The 22,465-nt window shown below is 58.5% G+C and carries 18 protein-coding genes; 15 read left to right on the forward strand and 3 right to left on the reverse strand.

The window, feature by feature from the left end; translation table 11 throughout:
* Positions 1-352: 352 nt before the first annotated feature.
* Entirely contained in the window at positions 353-1,177 is an 825-nt protein-coding gene (locus tag CUC44_RS20470) for an abortive infection family protein (RefSeq protein ID WP_208621099.1), read from the reverse strand.
* Positions 1,143-2,042 (reverse strand): cell division protein, encoded by a 900-nt coding sequence (locus CUC44_RS20475; RefSeq protein ID WP_100861700.1) that lies wholly within the window; start codon positions 2,040-2,042, stop codon positions 1,143-1,145. Before CUC44_RS20475 ends, CUC44_RS20470 begins: the two co-directional genes overlap by 35 nt.
* Before the next feature lie 694 nt (positions 2,043-2,736).
* On the opposite strand from CUC44_RS20475, the gene CUC44_RS20480 reads away from it, so the two are divergent.
* The 14 genes from CUC44_RS20480 (at position 2,737) to CUC44_RS20545 (ending at position 19,382) form a co-directional block, all read left to right on the forward strand.
* Positions 2,737-3,321: a 4Fe-4S dicluster domain-containing protein gene (locus CUC44_RS20480; protein WP_100861701.1), complete on the forward strand. Its 585-nt coding sequence runs from the start codon at positions 2,737-2,739 to the stop codon at positions 3,319-3,321.
* A 238-nt stretch (positions 3,322-3,559) separates the two neighbouring features.
* Positions 3,560-5,704: a formate dehydrogenase subunit alpha gene (gene fdhF / locus CUC44_RS20485; protein WP_100861702.1), complete on the forward strand. Its 2,145-nt coding sequence runs from the start codon at positions 3,560-3,562 to the stop codon at positions 5,702-5,704.
* 80 nt (positions 5,705-5,784) lie between these two features.
* Complete coding sequence (locus CUC44_RS20490; protein ID WP_100861703.1) at positions 5,785-6,183, forward strand: hypothetical protein; 399 nt, start codon at positions 5,785-5,787, stop codon at positions 6,181-6,183.
* Between the two features lie 332 nt (positions 6,184-6,515).
* A complete protein-coding gene (locus CUC44_RS20495) occupies positions 6,516-8,654 on the forward strand; it encodes a sigma 54-interacting transcriptional regulator (protein ID WP_100861704.1) in 2,139 nt (712 codons plus the stop codon).
* Positions 8,655-8,665: 11 nt separating this feature from the next.
* The gene (gene fdhD / locus CUC44_RS20500; RefSeq protein WP_100861705.1) at positions 8,666-9,487 is read left to right on the forward strand and encodes a formate dehydrogenase accessory sulfurtransferase FdhD; all 822 of its coding nucleotides are present in this window, start codon (positions 8,666-8,668) and stop codon (positions 9,485-9,487) included.
* Positions 9,488-9,696: 209 nt separating this feature from the next.
* Positions 9,697-10,296, forward strand: coding sequence for a recombination mediator RecR (recR, locus tag CUC44_RS20505; protein ID WP_042638869.1), 600 nt, complete (start codon positions 9,697-9,699; stop codon positions 10,294-10,296).
* 294 nt (positions 10,297-10,590) lie between these two features.
* Positions 10,591-12,504 (forward strand): molecular chaperone HtpG, encoded by a 1,914-nt coding sequence (gene htpG / locus CUC44_RS20510; RefSeq protein ID WP_100861706.1) that lies wholly within the window; start codon positions 10,591-10,593, stop codon positions 12,502-12,504.
* A 253-nt stretch (positions 12,505-12,757) separates the two neighbouring features.
* Positions 12,758-13,402, forward strand: a complete 645-nt coding sequence (gene adk / locus CUC44_RS20515; protein WP_033130255.1) for an adenylate kinase — start codon at positions 12,758-12,760, stop codon at positions 13,400-13,402.
* A gap of 99 nt (positions 13,403-13,501) precedes the next feature.
* Positions 13,502-14,476: a ferrochelatase gene (hemH, locus tag CUC44_RS20520; RefSeq protein ID WP_157812814.1), complete on the forward strand. Its 975-nt coding sequence runs from the start codon at positions 13,502-13,504 to the stop codon at positions 14,474-14,476.
* A gap of 81 nt (positions 14,477-14,557) precedes the next feature.
* Positions 14,558-14,953 carry an MAPEG family protein gene (locus CUC44_RS20525; RefSeq protein WP_100861708.1) on the forward strand — a complete coding sequence of 132 codons (396 nt, stop codon included), beginning with the start codon at positions 14,558-14,560 and terminating at the stop codon, positions 14,951-14,953.
* A 183-nt stretch (positions 14,954-15,136) separates the two neighbouring features.
* Positions 15,137-16,441: an inosine/guanosine kinase gene (locus CUC44_RS20530; protein WP_100861709.1), complete on the forward strand. Its 1,305-nt coding sequence runs from the start codon at positions 15,137-15,139 to the stop codon at positions 16,439-16,441.
* 164 nt (positions 16,442-16,605) lie between these two features.
* Complete coding sequence (locus CUC44_RS20535; protein WP_244166811.1) at positions 16,606-18,234, forward strand: methyl-accepting chemotaxis protein; 1,629 nt, start codon at positions 16,606-16,608, stop codon at positions 18,232-18,234.
* 112 nt (positions 18,235-18,346) lie between these two features.
* Positions 18,347-18,709 carry a DUF2750 domain-containing protein gene (locus CUC44_RS20540; RefSeq protein ID WP_100861710.1) on the forward strand — a complete coding sequence of 121 codons (363 nt, stop codon included), beginning with the start codon at positions 18,347-18,349 and terminating at the stop codon, positions 18,707-18,709.
* A gap of 178 nt (positions 18,710-18,887) precedes the next feature.
* Positions 18,888-19,382, forward strand: a complete 495-nt coding sequence (locus CUC44_RS20545) for a hypothetical protein (RefSeq protein WP_100861711.1) — start codon at positions 18,888-18,890, stop codon at positions 19,380-19,382.
* Here the strand turns inward: CUC44_RS20545 and CUC44_RS20550 are convergent.
* Complete coding sequence (locus tag CUC44_RS20550; RefSeq protein WP_100861712.1) at positions 19,345-20,979, reverse strand: EAL domain-containing protein; 1,635 nt, start codon at positions 20,977-20,979, stop codon at positions 19,345-19,347. The genes CUC44_RS20545 and CUC44_RS20550 overlap by 38 nt on opposite strands.
* A gap of 186 nt (positions 20,980-21,165) precedes the next feature.
* Here CUC44_RS20550 and glgC point away from each other — a divergent pair, with 186 nt between their 5' ends.
* On the forward strand, positions 21,166-22,440 hold the full coding sequence (glgC, locus tag CUC44_RS20555) for a glucose-1-phosphate adenylyltransferase (protein WP_100861713.1): 1,275 nt from the start codon (positions 21,166-21,168) through the stop codon (positions 22,438-22,440).
* The last annotated feature ends 25 nt before the right edge of the window (positions 22,441-22,465 follow it).

The following is a 22,465-nucleotide window of genomic DNA, read 5'->3' on the forward strand; positions in this document are numbered from 1 at the left end:
GCCGGGAAGCGGGCAAGTGATTGTTTTAGCTGGCTATCCATTTTGGTCAGAGTTTTCAATCAAGCTGGCCAAGAAATAAACGATAAAATGCTGGCCAATAAATTAGCTGCCAGAATCGTAAAGAGGGTGGAATTGGGTAGCAATAGAGTCTTTATTTAGTGGGGCGGTGGGTAAATAGCAGGGAAGGGAAGTGACTACCCCAAAGGTGGCCACTATAAAATGAAGAGATAAACAGGAATATATAAACGTAGAGTGCAATGAACGAAGTTAATTGCACCGCTAATTACACCCTCGAAAGAGATGCAATGCGCGGCGCTTATTGTACCCTACGGCACTATAAATATTTCCTATTCTAGGTGTTATTTTTATTTGCCTCGTATGTCGAGATTAAAAATAATGACATTGCGCCAGCTAAATTTACAGCAAGTTCAGCATGCCTTGCTTGTGGTTTAACTGGATGTTTACCATGCCCATGAGCGTCACCTAATTTATTGCGTAGTGTACCCAAACCATTAACTATTCCAGAGCACCCACCTAAAATCTGTTTGAATATTGGTTCATTATGCTGCTCTGGAGCCATATTTAACTCTTTTGCTGTAAGTTTATAAAGATCGGACAGTTCAATAGACGAGCTGTTATAATCTATACCAAGTTCTTCTAGAACATGCTTACATACGCTTTCTAAGATTGTACGTGCAATTGTAATTGCACCTTCGGGATCTCTAACTTTGCGCTCTAGAGCTTTAGTCCATGCATAATGGATACTGTCTGAGTCAAAATTTTGTAAAACATCGGATATGGATTGTTGAGCTGGATGTATTTGACCTTTTTCTAAGTACTCAAGTAGTGGGTTGAACTCTTGCCATAGATATTGTCTACGGTCAGCATAAGTTCCATACTCAAATTTGATGAACTGCCAAAATTGATCGAGATTACGATTGGTTTTAACACATCGTGGGGTCATAGTTGCTATTGTTGGATTACCAAGTAACTCAGTTCTAATAACTTGGTAATCAGCATTATCACCAGCACCGCCTGTTGCTTGCGCAACCAGCATATTTTGTAAATATGTTACCCGGTCAAATAATGTTCCCAAATAACTTAACTCACTCATTTTATATCTCACAGCCTCTAATACAATATCAAATGTCAGCAGTGTTCGTATCCACTGCTTCAATTATTTTTCTTGCTTCAATTTCAGCCATTGATTCTTTTTCAAACTTAAGAGCTTCGGTGCGATCACCTAGATACCTTGGTAGGTTACCCAAAGCCATAAAACCGCCTAGACGTTGTTCATGATGCCCGATTATTAGCCCCCCGTAACAATTATGTGCATGACAACCACTAATTAAAGTAGAGTTATTTGTGATTAAGATATTGTGAGGTCTAACCAATATCTCGACACCATTTCTTAAGAATCGGCCTCGATTAATAATGACTTTGTTTGGTGGTTTGAAGTCTATTTCTATAAGTATCTTGCGGTGTGCCTCACGAATCGATAGTTTTGTGCCAATTAACTGTATGTCCCATGGTGTTATTGAGTAATAAAGTTGATTGTTTTTTATATGAAGAACGGGAGTGTTGAATTCATCAAAAATAACTAAATTTAGGAGTAAGTGACCATCTGCTATGATCAGGCCAATTAATGGGTTGCCATCAACACTAATGGGCACCATTGCGGTTCCATACCCTTGGTCATCACATGTAAAGCTATTTCCACCTATTTCAACTTCAGCTGTTTTGCCGGAAAAATGCAAGCTATAAGGTTTAGACACACCCTCACGAAGGTTAAATGGATTTTCATTCGCATTGCGTACTACTTCTTTTGGGAGTAGGCCACCCGTTTTTTCTCTGTGGTGTTGATCACACAACAAAGTTATCTCTTCAGCTACATGGCGTTTAACGTTAGCCCATTCCTCCATATGCTCATATTCATACAGCGGAATTCCGCAGATAACACAACCGAAGCCACAACGTTGTCTAACCTCTCGTTGAATCGGAAGAGGTATATTTCGACTATTTAAATCTTGTTCTTTAGTCATACAGATTCCTATTTTAAGCTAACAATTCTTTAGGTGGAGAGTGCTAGCACTGTAACTTGGGATTCTAAAAATGGTTTTCGTAACCATCTCTCAATTTCCCCAAATTTCAGTCATCAGTCTATTTTTTGAACCCGTGACATTGTGTTGCGTATCTGTATGGAAGTGATCTCAACGGGGCTAGTTGCCAGCTGGGACATGCTAGCCGGTCGGTTAAAAAACAGAAGCGGAAGGCGCTGGAAACCGGATCCGGTTCAACATATTTGTCAGTAGAGTGGGATTTTTGTTCGATTCTTCTTTACGTGTTATGTCACCTAAATAGCAAAGCTAAACAACTTTGCTGTCGTTCTGCCCTCTCCAGGGCCTGTCGGTGCTGCCTTGCGCCCCGTTGCCGCCATTGCATCAATACGTTGTCGATATGTCGTCGAAGGTCGGCTCATCTGATAGGGCAGGGGCTTGTCACTGGGGTGTCGAGCTCGTCACTTTTGTCGTGTCGAGGGCGCTGGCGGGGCTCCGTCGTCATCGTCACCGGTTCAAACACACCGACAGAGAGATTGGATTAATCCTTTATTTTCATTACCTTGTGAGTTTTATGGCAAACGAAGGCCGGTTTGGTCTGATTCATGCCTAGTGGGATAACCGGCCGGGTCCTTGGGCGATCTGGCCGGTGGCATAGAACCATTTAGGATCCCTCCCTATGAACAGCTTTGTGATTGCCGATCCCAGTCTCTGCATTGGGTGTCGTACCTGTGAGGTGGCCTGCGCCGTGTCACACCAGTCCGCCGCGAGCGGTACCGTCGAGCGAGATAGCGGCCTGCATCTCGCCATCGAAGAGGGGCACCTGGTCTCCAAGGACAGCTATTTTCAGCCGCGCCTCAAGGTCATCGTCGGCAGCAAGGTGACCACCCCAGTGCTCTGCCGCCAGTGCGAGGACAAGCCCTGCGCCAAGGCCTGCCCCAATAACGCCATCGTCACCGAGGATGGTCACGTCAAGGTCTATCAGGCGCGCTGCATCGGCTGCAAATCCTGCGTGGTGGCCTGCCCCTACGGCGCCATGGCGGTGGTGGTGCAAGAGGTGGCACCGGCCGCCGATGCGCTGTTCAAGCGCCCCCAATGCAAGGCCCAGGCCTTGAAGTGCGATCTCTGCCGTCACCGCGAGGCGGGCCCGGCCTGCGTCGAGGTGTGCCCGACTCAGGCGCTGCGTCTGGTGACCCCTGAGAGCCTGGCGACCATCAACCGGCAGAAACAGCTGGCCAGCGCCGAGGCCATGCTGGCGGGTTAGTGGCGCCTTTGGCGGCGATGCGGGTGACGACATGCCAGTTCGTATCAATGACATGGATATCGGCATCAGCCGCAAGTCGCCATCTCGGCGCCGACCAGGATGCCGACCCGCCGGATGGGGCTTTAGTGGTGCAGTGTTTATATCTGCTTTGTGTGATTTTTTCTCGTCATAAGCACTGCCAGGGAGCCATAACGCAACCAATCCAACCATTTATCGTTAACCAACAAGAGTGTTCATCATGAAAAAGGTCATTACCGTCTGCCCCTATTGCGGCACCGGTTGCAAGATCAACCTGCTGGTTGATAACGACAAGGTGGTGGGGGCAGAAGGCGCCCACGGCCGCACCAACGAGGGGCAGCTCTGCCTCAAGGGCTACTACGGTTGGGATTTTCTGAACGACACCAACCTGCTGACCCCGCGCCTGAAGAGCCCGATGATCCGCCGCGAGCGCGGTGGCAAGCTCGAAGCCGTCTCCTGGGACGAGGCCATCGGCTTTGCCAGCAGCCGTCTGTCCGCCATCAAGGCCAAATACGGCAGCGACGCCATCATGACCACGGGCTCGGCCCGCGGCCCCGGCAACGAAGCCAACTATGTGATGCAAAAATTTGCCCGTGCCGTGCTTGGGACGAACAACGTCGATCACTGCGCGAGGGTGTGACACGCACCCTCAGTCTCCGGTCTGGAGACAACGGTAGGCAACGGCGCCATGAGCAACGCCATTCCCGAAATTCAAGAGACTAAATGCCTGCTGGTGTTTGGTTACAATGCGGCCGACTCCCACCCCATAGTGGCGCGTCACATCCTCAAGGCGAAGGCGAACGGAGCCAAGGTGATCGTCTGCGATCCGCGCATGGTGGAAACCGCCCGCATCGCCGATCAGTGGCTGCCGCTCAAAAACGGCTCCAACATGGCGCTGGTCAATGCTTTTGGCAACGTGCTGATCGCCGAGAACCTCTACAACAAGGAGTTCGTCGCCAACTACACCGAGGGCTTTGAGACCTACAAGGCGCTGGTGGCCAAGTACACCCCGGAATACGTGGAAGGGATCACCGGCCTCAAGGCCGCGGATATCCGCGCCGCCATCCGCACCTATGCGGCGTCGCCGGCCTCCATGATCCTGTGGGGCATGGGGGTGACTCAGTACGGTCAGGCGGTAGACGTGGTCAAGGGCCTCGCGGGGCTGGCGCTGCTCACCGGCAACTTCGGTCGGCGCGGCACCGGCTGCGGCCCGGTGCGCGGCCAGAACAACGTGCAGGGCACCTGCGACATGGGGATGCTGCCCCATCAGTTCCCGGGCTATCAGTCCGTGAGTGACCCCGCCATCAGCGCCAAGTTTGCCAAGGCCTGGGGTGTGGAGTCGCTGTCCCAGAAACCGGGCTATCGCCTGACCGAGCTCAGCCACAAAGTGGAGGAGGGCAAGTGCAAGGCCTTCTACATCTTCGGGGAAGATCCGGCCCAGACGGAAGCGGATCTCGCCCAGTTCAGGCGTACCCTTGGGGGCATGGATCTGGTCATAGTGCAGGACATCTTCATGACCCAAACCGCCGAGATGGCGGATGTGATCCTGCCCGCCACCAGTTGGGGCGAGCACGAGGGGGTCTACAGCTCGGCGGATCGCGGCTTCCAGCGCTTCTACAAGGCGGTGACCCCGCCGGATAACGTGAAACCGGACTGGGCTATCTTCTCCCTGATGGCGACCGCCATGGGTTATCCCATGGAATATCGGGATACCCACCAGATCTGGGATGAGATGCGTGGGCTCTGCCCGCTCTATGCCGGGGTCAGCTACGACAAGATGGCGGATCTCAAGAGCGTGCAGTGGCCCTGCCCGACCGAGGATCACCCGGGCACCAGCACCTTGTTCGAGGGCAATGTGTTCACCACCCCGAGTGGCAAGGGTCAGCTGATTGCCTCCGAGTGGCGGCCACCCCTGGAGCAGCCCGATGAGCACTTCCCGCTGGTGCTCTCCACCGTGCGGGAGGTGGGTCACTACTCCTGCCGCTCCATGACCGGCAACTGCTCTGCGCTGCAGACCCTGGCCGATGAACCCGGCTATGTGCAGATCCACCCGAGCGATGCGCAACAGCTGGGGGTCAAGGATCAGGCACTGGTCTGGATCTCGTCACGGCGCGGCAAGGTGATCACCCGGGCGAACTACAACGAGCGGGTCAACGCCGGCGTGGTCTACATGACCTACCAGTGGTGGATAGGGGCCTGCAACGAGCTCACCATAGAGCACGTGGACCCCGTCTCCTACACCCCGGAATACAAGTACTGCGCGGTGAAAATTGAGCGAATTGATAATCAGTCTGAGGCGGAGAATTATGTCCAGACCGAATACAGCGCGCTCAAGGCGAAATTGCGCAGCGCCGCCAAGGGGTAATTGCCATTAAATCAAGCGGATCCAGGCCCTGTTATCAGGGCCCGGATTCCCTCATCCTTTTTTCGGTGGGAGGCTTTCTCATGAACAAAGCATTAAATGTATCCTTCGGTATCTGTTACGTATCGGCTTATTTCCTGGCGATGCTATTGGGCGTCGGCTGCTATTTATGGCAGGACGAATTGATATTCTTGCTGGGCTTTGGTTTCTTCGGCTGCTTTATGGCCGCGCGTCTGGCCATGGGCGCCGTGCTGGCGGCCCTGAGCGTACAGGTGGCCTGGCTTATCGCCTTCCTCTCCACCACCCTGGTGAACGTCCTGCTGCTGGGGCTCTGCGCCCTCGTCATCTACCTGACCCACCAGGTGGTATCGGCAGAAATAGCCGACAATATCAGTGGGTTATTGGTGGCCTTCCAACTGCTGTCGGCGGCGTTCATCTTCGGCGGCCTCAAGCTGCATCGCTATCAGCTGCATATTTCCTGAGGGTGCGACAGCGGGCAAAGGGGATATCGGCGGTTTATCGGAGCGCAATGGGTGGCCAACGGCGCCGATAATGACGATATATCCTGGCCGCACAATAAATATGAGATGACGGAACGTGAATAATTGTCAGGTTGTAATGCCAAAGGGCCTGCTCTATTATGCGCTGCACCAGCAATAGGCTATTTCACTGAATGTTTGTTTTTATAATTAAGTGTTAATTCATTAAGTCTTAATTATAACAACTGACGGAATTGGATGATGCTCCGCTAATCGCCGTTGCCGATGGCAATGTGCCTGCTAATTGCCCCACACCAAAATCACGCGAGGCCTGAATGCTGAATGTGAGTGCCATCCCGTTGACCGATATCTCTCCCATCTGGGATGACGGTTTTCTCTCCCTCTCCAAGACCCTGCTCTCCGCCGTCACCCTGGACGGCTTCATCACCAAGCTCAACCGCATCGAGTCCTGCTTCGATGGGATAAGTCGGGTCAATCTCATTCTGAATTTGGGAGCGGAGGAGGCGGCCTTCTACTTCATGGGGGAGCAGGGACCGGCGCACCTCGTCTGCCAGCGGGCGGATCTGCATCTTTCCGACCGCTCTCCCAAGGAGCAGGCCATCGTCCTGCCGGCGGCGCGCTTCGTGAATCGCTGCGCCAAGCTCGCCAGCACCCCTGTCTATGATGACCTGCAATCCTATTGCCAGTTGCCCATCACCACGGCCCGCAGTCACCTGGGGGGCATAGAGTTTATCAGCACCCAGGCGAGCGCCTTCCCGATGGAGACCCTGGCGAAGCTGACCCAGCTCGCCGCCATCGTCGCCATCGCGCTCGAGAACGTGCTGGACAAGGAGCGCACCCTGGAGCAGGCGAACTCCCTGCGCCTGGAGCGCGACAGCTGCAAGATCCTGGTGGATGTCACCAATGCGGTGATAAAGCTGGTGCGCATCGCCGAGCTGCCGAAGAGCCTGTTCGCCATCTTGCAGCACCATTTTGCCATCAGCAGCCTCTGTCTGGCGGAGTACAACGCTACCTCCGACAGCTTCAAGAGCTATCTGGTGAACCAGCGCGAGAGCGATCAGCCCGGCATCATCAATCACTCCTGTTTCGAGAAAAATTGCCTGCAGGGGGCCCTCAATCACAGCGAGCCCTTCTTCGTCTATCGGGAGCAGGGCCACGGCTGCAACTCGGGTTGCCGCTTCACCAGCCAGATCCTGCCCCTCGATGCGAACAGCTCCTGCATCCTGCCCCTGCGTTATCGGGGTAGCCTGCTGGGGGTCCTGATCCTCTCTCACCCCACGGCGGATTTCTTCGCCGATCTCGATATCTCCCTCTTGGAACAAGTGGCGGCGCGCACGGCCATTGCCATGAACAACGTGCAGGCGCAGCAGGAGATCTCCAACACCAACGGCGCCCGCGACAAGACCATACGGGTGGCGGACAACCCCCCCGGCGAGGATTTCCCCAGCATCATCTACCAGAGCGAGGCCATGGCGAGAGTGCTGGAGAAGGTGAAACTGGTGGCCCAGAGCGACTGCTCCGTGCTGATTTTGGGGGAGACGGGCACCGGCAAGGAGCTGATCGCCCGGGCCATCCATCAACTCAGTGCCCGCAGCGAGCAGGAGCTGGTGAAGGTGAACTGCGCCGCCATTCCCACCGGCCTTATCGAGAGCGATCTGTTCGGTCATGAGAAGGGGGCCTTCACCGGCGCCCTGAGCCAGCGCATCGGGCGTTTCGAGCGGGCCCACAAGGGCACCCTGTTCCTCGATGAAGTGGGGGACATGCCTTTGGATCTGCAACCCAAGCTCTTGCGGGTATTGCAGGAGCACGAGCTGGAGCGGGTCGGCAACAGCACCCCCATCCCCATCGACGTGCGGCTGGTGGCGGCCACCAACTGCGATCTGCTCTCCATGGTCAAGAACAAGCGCTTTCGAAGCGATCTCTACTATCGCCTCAACGTCTTCCCCATCGAGCTGCCGCCCCTGCGCGAGCGGCGCGAGGATATACCGCTTTTGGTCAACTTCTTTATCAAGAAGATCGCCAAGCGGATGCGGCGCAGCATCACCTCCATCCCGGCCGATGCCATGAAGATGCTGGTGTCGCTCCCCTGGTACGGCAATATTCGCGAGCTCGAGAACATCATAGAGCGGGCCGTGGTGATGACCCGGGGTCAGGTGCTGAACCTCTCCCCGGATGAGCTCCTGCCCCTCAAGGGTTTTCACAAGATAGAGACCCTGGTCTATGACGAACCCGCCCAGGCGCTGTTCAAGGCGCCCGAGCGGGAGGCGATCTCCTCTGACGGCTCGCAAGGAGAGGATGAGCGAGGCTCCATCATCAGGGCGCTGGAGGCGTGCAACGGCATAGTGGCCGGGGAGCGGGGCGCCGCCCAGCGCCTCGGCATGAAGCGCACCACCTTGCTCTCCAAGATGAAGCGCCTCGGCATTTCGGCGAAAGCCCCCCGCACTCTCGACTAAAGGCAGACAAGATGTTGGCAGAGCAGGATTGCCCCATGCACCCCGTGAGCAGCCATCGCGAGGTGGTGCACTACCAGAACGCAGGCGTCACCACCGACAGCACCATGCTGCTGCCCGCGGAGACCCCGGTGGCGCTGGTCTACAATGGCATCGCCCACAGTGTGATGATGTGCAGTGCCGCCGATCTGGAGGACTTTGCCATCGGCTTCTCGCTTTCTGAGGGGATCATCGACGGCTTGCACGACATCCACGACATGGAGCAGCGCGAGGGTTGCCAGGGCATTGAGCTGCACATCGAACTGGCCAATCGCTGCGTCCATCGCCTGAAAGAGAAGAAACGCACCCTGGCGGGGCGCACTGGCTGCGGCATCTGTGGCAGCGAGAGTCTGGCGCAGGTGGTGCGCAGCTTGCCGCCCCTGCCGGACAGCCAGCGCCTCCCGGTCGCTCATATCGACAAGGTGCTGGCGGCGCTGCGACCCTTGCAGTTGCTCGGGCAGAGCACGGGCGCCACCCACGCCGCCGTGCACCTGGACCTGGCAGGCAACATACTCGCCATTCGCGAGGATGTGGGCCGCCATATCGCGCTGGATAAATTGGTGGGGCATCTTTGCCGAAGCGGTCGGCGCGACGGTGCCATCCTGGTGACCAGCCGTGCCAGCTTCGAGATGGTGCAAAAGTGCGCCAGCGCCGGGGTTGAGATCCTGCTCGCCATCTCGGCCGCCACCGAGCTCGCGGTGGCGCGGGCGGAGCAGAGCAATCTCACCCTCGCAGGCTTCTGCCGCCGGGGCCGGGCCGAGATCTACTGCGGTCGTCAGCGCATTCTGCTCGACTAATCCGACTCGACATTGCCTTGGCGCAGCGCCATCAAAAGAGACCCTGTAAAGCTATCCTGTTTTGCCAGGGGCACAGTGCAGGCCATTGGCGCAGGGGGCCAGCTCGGGTATAGTCCTGCGCCAACAAGATAGGTTCGGATGGATGAGTGGCGCGGCATCAAGCCAGTCCCCAGGCTCCTCCCTTCGGCGCGGCTTTAAAGGATATCCCCATGAAATTCAGTCCCCTGCTCGATGAGATGATGAAGGCGCTGCAGGTGCTGCCGGGCGTCGGTCCCAAGTCGGCCCAGCGCATGGCGTTCACCCTGCTCGAGCGCGAGCGCAGCGGTGGCCTGCGTCTGGCATCCCTGCTCAATCGGGCGCTGACCGAGATAGGTCACTGCAGTCACTGCCGCACCTTTACCGAGAACGATCGCTGCGAGATCTGCGCGAACCCCAAGCGCGAAGAGAGCGGCTTGCTGTGCGTGGTGGAGAGCCCGGCAGACGTGGCCGCCATCGAGCACACTGGCCAGTTCTCCGGCCGTTACTTCGTGCTGATGGGGCACCTGTCACCGCTCGACGGCATAGGCCCCGAGGAGCTGGGGTTGGAGATTTTGGAGCGGCGGCTGAAGGATGAGTCCATCAAGGAGCTGATCCTCGCCACCAATCCCACCATCGAAGGGGACGCCACCGCCTGGTACATCGCCGACATGGCGCGCGCCGCCGGGGTCGAGGTGAGCCGCATCGCCCATGGGGTGCCGGTGGGTGGTGAGTTGGAGCTGGTGGATGGCACCACCCTGTCCCACTCCCTGATGGGGCGTCAGCGCATCTAAACCAGCCGCTGAGCTTGCTGCGAAGCCGCTTCCAAGGCTCATGTGCTGCTCGCTTGTCTGCTGCCAAGAGTGCTCATTTATGCCTATAAACTCCGGTTCCTGCGCTGCTCTTCACCTTGCTGACGGCTTCTCGCGACAGCTCATCCGCAGGTTTCAGTCTCGGCGGTTTGGTGAACATGTTTCGTACAAAGAAGGGGCGAGTGTGCAAGATTGCACACTCGCCCCTTGATATTTGGGAGGCCAGCCCCATCTAGGTTGAGAATCTGTTCAACCCGACGTTTTGAGGATTGGTCGATGACCCAAAGTGTTCACGCCGAAACCCACGGCTTTCAAACCGAAGTCAAACAACTGCTGAGCCTGATGGCTCACAGCCTCTACTCCAACAAAGAAGTATTCCTGCGCGAGCTTATTTCCAACGCCTCCGATGCGGCGGACAAGCTGCGCTTCAAGGCGCTTTCCGATGCCTCTTTGTTCGAAAACGACGGCCAGCTGCGCGTGCGCCTGGTGGTGGACAAAGAGAACAAGACCCTGACCATCTCGGACAACGGCATCGGCATGACCCGTGACCAGGTGATCGAACACCTGGGCACCATCGCCAAATCCGGCACCGCCGAGTTCTTCAAGCACCTCTCCGGTGATCAGGGCAAAGACTCCCAGCTGATCGGTCAGTTCGGGGTCGGCTTCTATTCTGCCTTCATCGTCGCCGACAAGGTGACCGTCATCTCCCGCGCCGCCGGCACAGAGCCGAGCCAGGGCGTACAGTGGGAATCCGAGGGGGAAGGCTCCTTCACCGTGGCGGACGTGACCAAAGAGGGTCGCGGTACCGACGTCATCTTGCACCTGCGTGCCGAGGAAGAAGAGTTCCTGGACGACTGGCGCCTGCGCGCCGTGGTGGCCAAGTATTCTGATCACATCTCTGTGCCGGTCGAGATGTACAAAGAGGGCACCCCGGATCGGGAAGAGGACGGTGAGACCATAGTCGGGACCCCAGGCGAGTGGGAGCAGGTCAACCGCGCCACCGCGCTCTGGACCCGTAATCCGAAGGACATCAAGGACGAGGAGTATCAGGAGTTCTACAAGCACGTCGCCCACGACTTCGAAGATCCGCTTTTGTGGGGTCACAACCGGGTGGAAGGGGCGCAGGAGTACACCAGCCTGCTCTACATCCCGGCTCGCGCGCCGTTCGATCTCTATAACCGCGATCAGAAGCACGGTCTCAAGCTCTACGTGCAGCGCGTCTTCATCATGGATGACGCCGAGCAGTTTATGCCGACGTATCTCCGGTTTGTGAAAGGGGTGCTGGACTCCAACGATCTGCCGCTGAACGTCAGCCGTGAAATTTTGCAGGACAACAAGGTCACCGCTTCCTTGCGCAAGGCCTGCTCCAAGCGCGTGCTGACCATGCTCAACAAACTGGCCAAGGACGATGGCGAGAAGTACGCCAAGTTCTGGAGCGAGTTCGGTAACGTCTTGAAAGAAGGTCCGGCCGAGGATTACGCGAACCGCGAAGAGATCGCCAAGCTCTTGCGCTTTGCCAGTACCGCCGGCGAGGGGGAAGCCCAGACCGTCTCCCTGGAAGAGTATGTTGGCCGCATGAAGGAAGGTCAGCAGAAGATTTACTACATCACCGCCGACAGCTTCGCCGCCGCCAAGAACAGCCCGCACCTCGAGATCTTCCGCAAGAAGGGCGTCGAAGTGCTGCTGATGTGGGAGCGCGTCGACGAGTGGCTGATGAGCCACCTGACCGAGTTCGATGGCAAGCAGCTGGTCTCCGTCACCCGTGGCGAGCTGGACTTGGGCGAGCTGGAAGATGAAGCGGCCAAGCAGGCGCAAGAAGAGGCCGAGAAGGCCAACGCCGGTCTGGTTGAGCGGGTCAAGCAGAGCCTGGGAGACACCATCAAAGAGGTGCGCGTCACCCACCGTCTGACCGACTCACCGTCTTGCATCGTCACCGACGATCACGGCATGAGTACCCAGATGATCAAGCTGATGCGCGCCGCCGGCCAGCCGGTACCGGAGCAGAAGTACATCCTGGAGCTCAACCCTGAGCACGCGCTGGTGAAGAAACTCGACACCATCGAAGACGACAGCCTGTTTGGCGAGTGGGTCAACCTGTTGCACGAACAGGCCCAGTTGGCCGAACAGGGTGGCCTCAATGATCCGGCGAGCTTCGTCGCCCGTATCAACCGTCTGTTACTCCAGGCGTGACGTTTGTGGCCCACTGATATAGTGGGCCTTTTTTATGGCCAGATGCCAGCTCGCGGCGATACTGGCCCGACCACAAGATTGCTGCATTTTCAATCATTTTTTGTGTTGGGCTCCTGCGCCTTTCGTCGTAGTGCCCGGGCAAACACATGGTGATAATGTGGCCACTTACACGGGGCAAGCTTGTGAAAATGGGCGAAACCGTGTAGTTTTTTGCCTTCTCAAGAATTGAATAACCAATCAATTAGGAGCGTGTATGCGCATTGTTCTGTTGGGAGCACCGGGTGCAGGTAAAGGCACTCAGGCTCAGTTCATCATGGAAAAACACGGTATTCCGCAGATCTCCACCGGCGACATGCTGCGTGCGGCGATCAAGGCGGGCACCGAGCTGGGCCTCAAGGCCAAGGCCGTGATGGACGCAGGTCAGCTCGTCTCTGACGACATCATCATCGGCCTGGTCAAAGAACGTATCGCGCAAGCGGATTGCGCCAACGGCTTCCTGCTGGACGGCTTCCCGCGCACCATCCCCCAGGCGCAAGCCATGAAAGATGCCGGTGTGGTGGTGGACTTCGTGCTGGAATTCGACGTGCCGGACGAAGAGATCGTCAAGCGCATGAGCGGCCGCCGTGTTCACTCCGGCTCCGGCCGTACCTACCACGTGGTGTTCAACCCGCCGAAGGTAGAAGGCAAGGATGACGTGACCGGCGAGGATCTGGTGATCCGTGCCGACGACGAAGAGACCACAGTGCGCAAGCGTCTGGATGTGTACCATCAGCAGACTGCGCCGCTGATCGGTTTCTACGGTAAAGAAGCGGAAGCGGGCAACACCCGTTACGTCAAGATCGACGGCACCCAGCCGGTGGATCTGGTCAGCAAGCAATTGGCCGCCATCCTGGGCTAATTCGCCTTCGATAAAAAATGAGATTGAGATAAGGGTCCATCCAGGGCCCTTTCTTGCATTACAACAAGAACGACAAAAACAGCACGACAGGAAGCTAACGTGACCACAAAAACCGGGATCTTGCTCGTCAATCTGGGGACGCCAGCGGCGCCGACCACCTCCGCCGTCAAGGCCTTCCTCAGCCAGTTCCTGCAGGACCAACGGGTGGTTGAAATACCGCGTCTGTTGTGGTCCCCCCTGCTCAATCTTGCCATCTTGCCGTTTCGGGCCCCCAGGGTCGCCAAGCTATACCAGCAGATCTGGACCGAAGAGGGGTCGCCTCTGATGGCCATCAGCCAGCGTCAGCGCGCGGCGCTGGAGCAGGAGCTCAAACGCGAAGGGGTCGATGTGCCCGTGGTGCTCGCCATGACCTATGGCAGCCCGTCTCTGAGTGATGGCTGGCAGGCCCTCAAGGCGCAAGGGGTCAACCGGGTCATCTTGTTGCCGCTCTATCCCCAATATGCCGCCAGCACCACGGCCGCCGTGTTTGACGGTTGGGCGCGGGTGATGAAGAGCGAGCGCCACCTGCCGGTGATGCGCCTCATCCGTGATTATCACAATCACCCCGAATACATACAGGCGCTCGCCATGAGCGTGCGTCGCCAGTGGGAGCAACAGGGGCAGGGAGAGCATCTGCTGATGTCCTTCCACGGCATTCCCCAGCGCAGCGAAGACGAGGGTGACCCCTATGGTCACCAGTGCCGCCGCACCGCGAGCCTGCTGGCCGAGGCCCTGGGCCTTGCCCCCGAGCAGTGGAGCGCCAGCTTCCAGTCCCGCTTCGGCAAGCAGGAGTGGCTCAAGCCCTACACCGACGCCACCATCACTGAACTGGCCAACAAGGGGGTCAAGCGCCTCGATGTGATCTGCCCGGCGTTTTCCGCCGACTGCCTCGAGACCCTGGAGGAGATCCAGGTAGAGAACCGCCACCTCTTCACCGAGGCGGGGGGAGAGCAGTTCCATTACATCCCCGCCCTCAACAGCGATCAGGCCCATATCCGCATGATGGTGTCGCTTATCTGCCGCGAATTGGCATGATAACCGGCTAGGATCTCTGCCATCCGCCGCGGGTCGGCAGGGATGCTCGGGTTTTAACGTTCAACGATAAGGAGTGTCTAGATGATGCATGTCACGCTGATTTACGCCGGCCTGTTGGGGCTCTTGTTCCTGCTGCTCTCCTTCTGGGTGGTCAAGCGCCGGGCCCAGTTCAAGGTGATGATAGGGGAAGGGGAGGCGCCCGAGATGCGCTCCGCGATCCGCGCCCACGCCAACTTCGCCGAGTACGTGCCGCTCACCCTGCTGCTGATGGCTCTGTGCGAGCTGGCCGGAGTCGGCGCACTCTGGCTGCACCTGGGTGGCATCTTGCTGCTGGTGGGCCGCATCCTGCACGCCATCGGCATCCAGATCCCCAAGGCGCCCAACAAGCCGCGCCTGTTTGGCACCCTGTTCTTCTGGCTCTCCCTCGGCCTCTTCTCTGTACTGGCCTTGGTTCAGGGGCTGTCGTTCGGGGGATGATTGACTCGCCGATTTGTAAAAAACCACCCCACCCCGAGGTGGTTTTTTTATGTCGCCACAATCAAACGTTTTCCTCTGCAGCCCTTGTCTATACTGACCCCATATTTTAAACGGGCGACTTTTCGATGGGACGGATTGTGTTAAAATCCCGCCCCTCTTTTCCCCAGAGCACAGAAGATTGCCATGAAATTTCCCGGTCAGCGCAAGTCCAAACACTACTTCCCGGTCGACAGGCGTGATCCCCTGATCCCGCAAAATCCTCTGCTCACCGAACTGGGCAAGGCCTATGTGGTGGGTATCGATCAGACCCTGGTGGACATCGAAGCCCACGTGGATGAAGACTTCCTGAACCGGTACGGCTTGAGCAAGGGCCACTCCATGCTTATCTCCGACGATGTGGCCGAGCGGGTCTACGAAGAGCTCAAGAACAATAACATGGTGGTGAGCGAGTTTGCTGGCGGCACCATAGGCAACACCATGCACAACTACTCTGTGCTGGCGGATTCCCACTCCATCCTGCTCGGGGTCATGAGCCAGGACATCCGCATCGGCAGCTACGCCTACCGCTATCTGTGCAACACCTCCTCACGGGTCAACCTCGACTACCTGCAACCGGTAGACGGCCCGGTCGGTCGCTGTTTCACCTTCATCACCGAAGGGGGCGAGCGCAGCTTTGGCATCAACGCCGGCAAGATGGATCACCTGGATGTGGCGCACATCCCCGAGGCCATCATCAAGGAGGCTTCCGCCCTGGTGATCACCGCCTATCTGGTGCGCGGCGCCGATGGCACCCCCATGAAGGACGCGGCCATGACTGCCGTGCGTTATGCCCGTGAGGCCGGTGTGCCCGTGGTGCTGACCCTGGGTACCCGCTTCGTCATCGATGAAAATCCCCAGTGGTGGCGCGATTTTATCGCCGAGAACGTGACTGTGCTTGCGATGAACGAGGACGAGGCGGAAGCCCTGACCGGAATAAAAGACCCCCTCGGTGCCGCCGACAAGGCCCTGGACTGGGCCGACATGGTGCTCTGTACCGCCGGCCCCATCGGCCTCTACATGGCGAGCTACACCGAAGAGGACTACAAGCGCGAGACCACTCATACCCTGCTGCCCGGGGTCATCCCCGAGTTCAACATGTTTGAGTTCAGCCGTCCCATGACCCGTGCCAAGTGCCGCAAGCCGGCGCGCATCTACTCCCACATCTCCCCCTATATGGGCGGCCCGGAGAAGATCAAGAACACCAACGGCGCCGGGGATGGTGCCCTCTCTGCGGTGCTGCACGACATGGTGGCCAACGCCTATCACCGCATGAATGTGCCGAACTCCGCCAAGCACATGTCCGAGTTCCTGACCTACTCCTCCCTGGCCCAGGTGTGTAAATACGCCAACCGGGTGAGCTACGAGGTGCTGGCCCAGAGCAGCCCACGCCTCTCTCGCGGTCTGCCGGAGAAGGAAGACAGTCTGGAAGAGGTGTACTGGGAGCGTTGATCTCACAGGATTTCTTAGACTAAAAGACGAAGGCGCCCATGGGCGCCTTCGTGCATTTTCGGGCTGGATCATGTTTTCGGCAGCGGCTTTACCGCAGTCGTGGACAGCCCGCGCCGGAGCGACATACCTTGTTAACAGCATGTAGCTGAGTAGGGAGTGAGGTTATGTTGAGACGATGGAGTATCGGCCGGCGCCTGTCGCTGGTGACCCTGATGGTGCTGGTCCTGCTCGGGCTCTTGCTGTTTTCCTGTCTGCAGATCTACCAGCAGGGGCTGATGGCGGAGAAGAGCCGCCAGACCCGGGCTCAGGTCGAGACCGCCTACAGTCTGGTGGCCGAATTCGAGGCGCGGGTGCAGCGGGGCGAGCTTGGCGAAGCCGATGCCAAGGCCCAGGCGCTGGCGCTGATCAAGGGGCTGCGCTATGGCCAGGACGACTATTTCTGGATCAATGACAGCCACCCCACCATGGTGATGCACCCCATGAAGCCCGCGCTGGATGGTCAGGATCTCTCCGGAGTGGAGGACAAGCAGGGGCTCAAGCTGTTTGTCGCTTTTGCTGAACTTGCCAAGGCGCAAGGGGCGGGGGAGGTTGCCTACTACTGGCCCAAACCCGGGGTGGAGGAGCCGGTGCGCAAGATCTCCTACGTCAAGCGCTTCGCCCCCTGGGACTGGATCATAGGCACCGGCGTCTATGTGGACGATGTCGAGGCCCAGTACCGGGAGGTGCTGTTCACCCTGCTCGGGATTGGCGCCGTGCTGGCCATACTGCTGTTCCTGGTGGTCGGCCTCATCGTACGCAGCATAGTGGTGCCGCTCTCCCAATCCGTGTCGGCCCTTGGCAATATCGCCAGGGGAGAGGGGGATCTGAGGTTCCGCCTGCCGGAGTTGGGTCGGGATGAGCTGAGCCAGCTGTCGGTCAACTTCAACCAGTTTGCCAGCCAGATGGCGCAGCTGGTGGGCCGCAGCCAGCAGATCGCCGCCCAGAACCGGGAGCAGGCCCATCAGCTGGAGCAGATCGTCGATCGCACCGGCGCCATCGTCACCGGCCAGGAGCAGGACACCCTGCGCGTCGCCAGTGCCATGGAGCAGATGACGGTGAGCAGTCGCGAGGTAGGTCAGCACGCCGCCCAGGCGGCGGATGCCGCGGATGAGGCGCTCAATCTGGCCCAGCATGGCCGGGAGGTGGTGGCCCAGACCATTGCCACCATAGATCAGCTGGGGGACGAGATGGCCCAGACGGTGCGGGCCGTGAGTCAGCTCGAGCAGGAAACCCAGCAGATAGGCTCAGTGCTGGATGTGATCCGGGGCGTGGCCGAGCAGACCAATCTGCTGGCCTTGAACGCAGCCATCGAGGCGGCGCGGGCGGGGGAGCAGGGCCGTGGCTTTGCAGTGGTGGCGGACGAGGTGCGCACCCTGGCCACCCGCACCCACAGCTCCACCGACGAGATCCGGCAGATGATACAACGGCTGCAGGAGGGGGCGGGCAAGGTCGCAAGCGGCATCACTCAGTTGCAGCAACTCTCCCGCTCGACCGCCGACAAGGCCGGTGAGGCGGACGGCGCCATCAATGCCATCGATGGATCCGTACACACCATCACTGCCATGAATAGTCAGATTGCCACCGCCGCCGCCGAGCAGAGTCGGGCGGCGGAGGAGATCAACCAGAGACTGGTGGCCATCACTTCCCTGGCGACGGAAGCCCTGGCCCAGAACCAGTTGACAGAGCAGGCGGCGGGCACGCTGGCCCACTCTTGCGACGAATTGGGGGCCCTGGTCGCCCAATATCGTACCTGATGAGGCTTATCCCCGCCTTTTTGGGGATTTGACTTGAGTCTGGGGGGCTTTTGGGACACCATCAGCCCCATTCTTGGCCAGCGTGGCCACCGTCTGCAAGAGAGAGACCCCCATGAGCAAACTAACTGACAACCTTGATGCCAATTTCCAGCTGTTTATCGAAGAAGTCCGCGAGTCCGGTCAGGTGTGGGGTCTGCGCTACGGTGAAGACTGGGTCGTGTGCCGCTCCGCCGAGTTCGAAGACGCCGACGTCATGCCGCTCTGGTCCGCCGAGGGCGATGCCCGCCTGCACTGCGTGGACGAGTGGGCCGACTACGAGCCGGAAGTGATCGAGCTAGAAGAGTTCCTCGACATCTGGATCAACGATCTGGACGATGACGACGTGCTGGTCGGCCCGAACTGGAACGCCGATCTGGAAGGCCAGGAGCTCGAACCCATCGAGCTGGCCAAGGCACTGGTCGAGCTGGACGCCTGAACTGTGTTGCATTGAGGGCCCGTTGGCGGGTCCCCTGGGATTGAAGGAGAACCGATGGCCGCGAGGCTGTCGGTTTTTTTTTATGGCCCAGCTCCAGAATCTGGCATGAAAAGGCGATTTGGCTTGGCGAAGCCGGTGGGATGGGCCATCATCAACCCTTTGCCGAGCGGGAGGTGACATGTTTGTCTTTAACGTGACCACACAGGCGGGAGCGCGGGCCGAGATCCGGGTGCAGGCGCTGGACTGGAGCCAGAGCGGGCCCGTTACCTTCAGTTGTGACAGCGATGAGCTGGCGCTGGTGTTGCTGACCGAGTGCCGCTGCGATGCCGTCGGCTTTTTCAACCTGCTGGCCGGTTGCAAGCCGCTCTATGTGGAGCAGTGGCTCGCCTATCTGCAGGAAACGGGTCACATCGACAAGCAGAGTTGCCAGCTGGAGAGCCCGGTTCAGGAGGACTATCTGGCCAAGGCCGGGCTGGATGACGAAGAGCTCAATGCTCTGCTCGGGCAGGTCTACAAAGTGGCCGGTTTCAATCGGTTGCAGATCAACCGTTATCTCAAGAATCGCCACAATCCCACTATGCTGGCGACGCGCTACGATCAGAAGGAGCTGGAACGCTATCGCCAGCTCAACGACATCATATTGACCCTGCTGAAGTTGAAACGCCCCCAGTAAATCCCCTGTGCTTGAGATCAGGCCTCAGCTCCTGAGGCCTGGCGATGAGATAGCCCTGCAGGCCGTCCACGTACATGCCCTGCAACAACTCCTTCTGCTCCAGCTCCTCCACCCCTTCCGCGATCACCAGACAGCCCATGCGATGGGACACGTCGACTATCATCCGCACGAACTGTTGGTTGGCCTCGTCCTGCTCCAGGGTAGTGATGAGTGCCGGATCCAGCTTGACGTAGTCGGGCCTGAGCTCGCGCAGGAGGGCGAAGGAGTCGATGCCCTTGCCGAAGTTGCAGATGGCGGAGCGACTGCCCTGGCGCCTGAGCAGCTCGAACAGGCGCTTGGCACCGCTCAGGTTCATCTCCAGCCGCTCTTCTTCCAGCTCGAACACCAGCTGGGCGCTGGTGTCGAGATCCTTGCCAAGCTGTTGATCGAGCCAGATGAGGAAGGTGCTGTTTTGCAGCGGATTGCCGGACAGACGCAGCCCCCAGCGACTGTGGTGGCTGTCGAAGGCCTTGTGCTGGCGCATGATGTGGCGGATCAGCATCTGCTCCAGTTTCATCACCATGTCCAGCCGGTGGGCCATGGCGAACAGGGTATCCATGGGCAGCACCGTGCCCGCGTTGCTGTTGAAACGGGCGTAGATCTCCTGATAAGGCACCATGTCCGGGTTCAGGGTCTGGATGGGCTGACAGTAGAAGCTGACACGCTCCTGGGACAGCAGCTCATCCAGCACCCGCTTCCAGTGCTGCTGGCCATGGAGATCCAGTGAGGAGTCATGTTGCTGGATGGCCCAGCCGTTCACCACGCCGGTCTGGGCGCGGGCCAGGGCGAGATCGGCGCGGGCCAGGATGGCGTCTATCTTCTGGCCGCTGCTAAAGGGCGTCAGCCCCGCATAGGCGGTACCGGCCAAGCCCTGCTGCTGTTGATAGTGATCGAAGGCAACCTTGAGCCCCTGTCCCAGCAGGTGGGGCTGGATCTCGTCGGCGGGTTGGAGCAGCACGGCGAAGTCGGCGCCAGAGATGCGGTAGACCTGGTGGCTGGGCACGTGGCTGACCGCCTGGGTGATGAGCTCGGTGAGTGCCTTGAGATAGGCATCCCCGGACAGGGCGCCGCGTTGCTCGTTGATGGTGCCAAGCTTGGTGGCCCGGATGAGGATCAGCAGGGCGCTGTGGGTCTCTTCTTGCTGCAAAAACACCGACATGTCCCGTTGAAAACAGTGGCGATTGCGAAGGCGAGTCAGCTCGTCCAGGTGAGCTTGATGGTGCAGCTCTGTGATCTGGCTGCGTGCATCCTGCTCGGCGGCCGTGAAGGAGGCAAGCAGTTGACGCAGCGCCAACTGGGCTTGCGGGCTGTCGAGCCTGGTGGGGTCTCGCAGTTGCAGCGCCTGCAACCAGCTCTGCTCCAGTCGATGCTGCTCCGACGCCCGCAAATGACGAACGACGTAAAACAGCAGACCGAAGCCGGCTATGGTGGTTGCCATGACCAGCAACAGGGTGTGGGGAGGGGCGGGCGGGGCGAGCCAGATCCCTTGCAGCAGAAGCAGCGGGATGCAGATCATGGCACTCACCAGCAGCAGGTTCCCCCCTGAGGTTTTCAACATCGGCTCATCCTTGATGATGTTTGTGATGGGTAAATTCTAACCAAGCTCGCGGCAGAACGCTTGTGTACTCACACAACACCATAAAAGGGGCGACGGAATGCGATTAAATGTGAGTGAAAACACTTTCATAACGGCTAAAAAAGGCGAATATGAGATGAAAACAGCACCCACCAGGCCGAGGTAATTATGCAACTAGAACCCGTAAACACAGCCAAAGCACGGCAACTATTGAATCAGAGTATGGCCCTGGTGCTCGCAGGGGGACGTGGTAGTCGCCTCAAGCAACTGACCGACAACCGCGCCAAGCCGGCGGTGCATTTCGGTGGCAAATTCCGCATCATCGATTTCGTGCTCTCCAACTGCATCAACTCGGGTATTCGCCGGGTCGGTGTCGTGACCCAATACAAGTCCCACAGCCTGCTGCGCCATCTGCAATCGGGCTGGTCCTTCCTGCGTTATCAGATGAACGAGTTCATCGACCTGCTCCCAGCCCAACAACGGGTGGACGAGGTGCACTGGTATCGCGGCACCGCCGATGCCATCTATCAGAATGTCGACATCATTCGCGACTACGGCCCGAAATACATAGTGGTGCTGGCGGGGGATCACATCTACAAGATGGACTATGCGGCCATGCTGCTCGATCACGTGCGCCTCGGCGCCAAGGTGACGGTGGCCTGCATCGAGGTGCCGCGCTGCGAGGCCTCGGCCTTCGGCGTGATGGACATAGACGAGCAGCGCAAGATCCGCGCCTTCGTGGAAAAACCGGCCAACCCGCCCGCCATGCCGGGCAACGAGAACGTCTCCCTGGCCTCCATGGGGATCTACATCTTCGAGGCTGAGTATTTGTATCAGCTGCTGGAGGAGGACATTCACAACCAGGAGTCCAAGCACGACTTCGGCATGGACGTGATCCCGCGCATTGTCGGGGAGGGCAAGGCCTTTGCCCACCCCTTCACTATGTCTTGCGTGGGGGCCAAGGAGGGGGTCAAACCCTACTGGCGCGACGTGGGGACCCTGGACTCCTTCTGGGAGGCGAACATGGACTTGGCCTCCGTGGTACCCGAGCTCGACATCTACGACGAGAACTGGCCCATCTGGACCAGCCAGACCATGACACCACCCGCCAAGTTCGTGCAGGACAGAAACGGCCAGCACGGCATGACCATCAACTCCATGTTTGCCGGTGGCTCCATCGTCAGTGGCTCTTTCGTGCTGAACTCTGTGCTGTTCACCCATGTGCGGGTGCACTCCTTCTGCACCCTGGATCAGGCGATCATCTTCCCAGGGGTCGAGATCGGGGCCGGTTGCCGCCTGCGCCGGGTGGTGGTGGACAAGGGGTGCAAGCTGCCGGATGGCCTGGTGGTGGGGGAGAACGCGGACGAGGATAGCCGCCGCTTCTATCGCTCCGAGCAGGGCATAGTGCTGGTCACCAAGGAGATGCTGGCCAAGCTGAAGTGATGACCTGACAGGTCAAAAAGAAAGG

Origin of the sequence: Aeromonas lusitana (genome assembly GCF_002812985.1) — a bacterium.
Lineage (GTDB): Bacteria > Pseudomonadota > Gammaproteobacteria > Enterobacterales > Aeromonadaceae > Aeromonas > Aeromonas lusitana.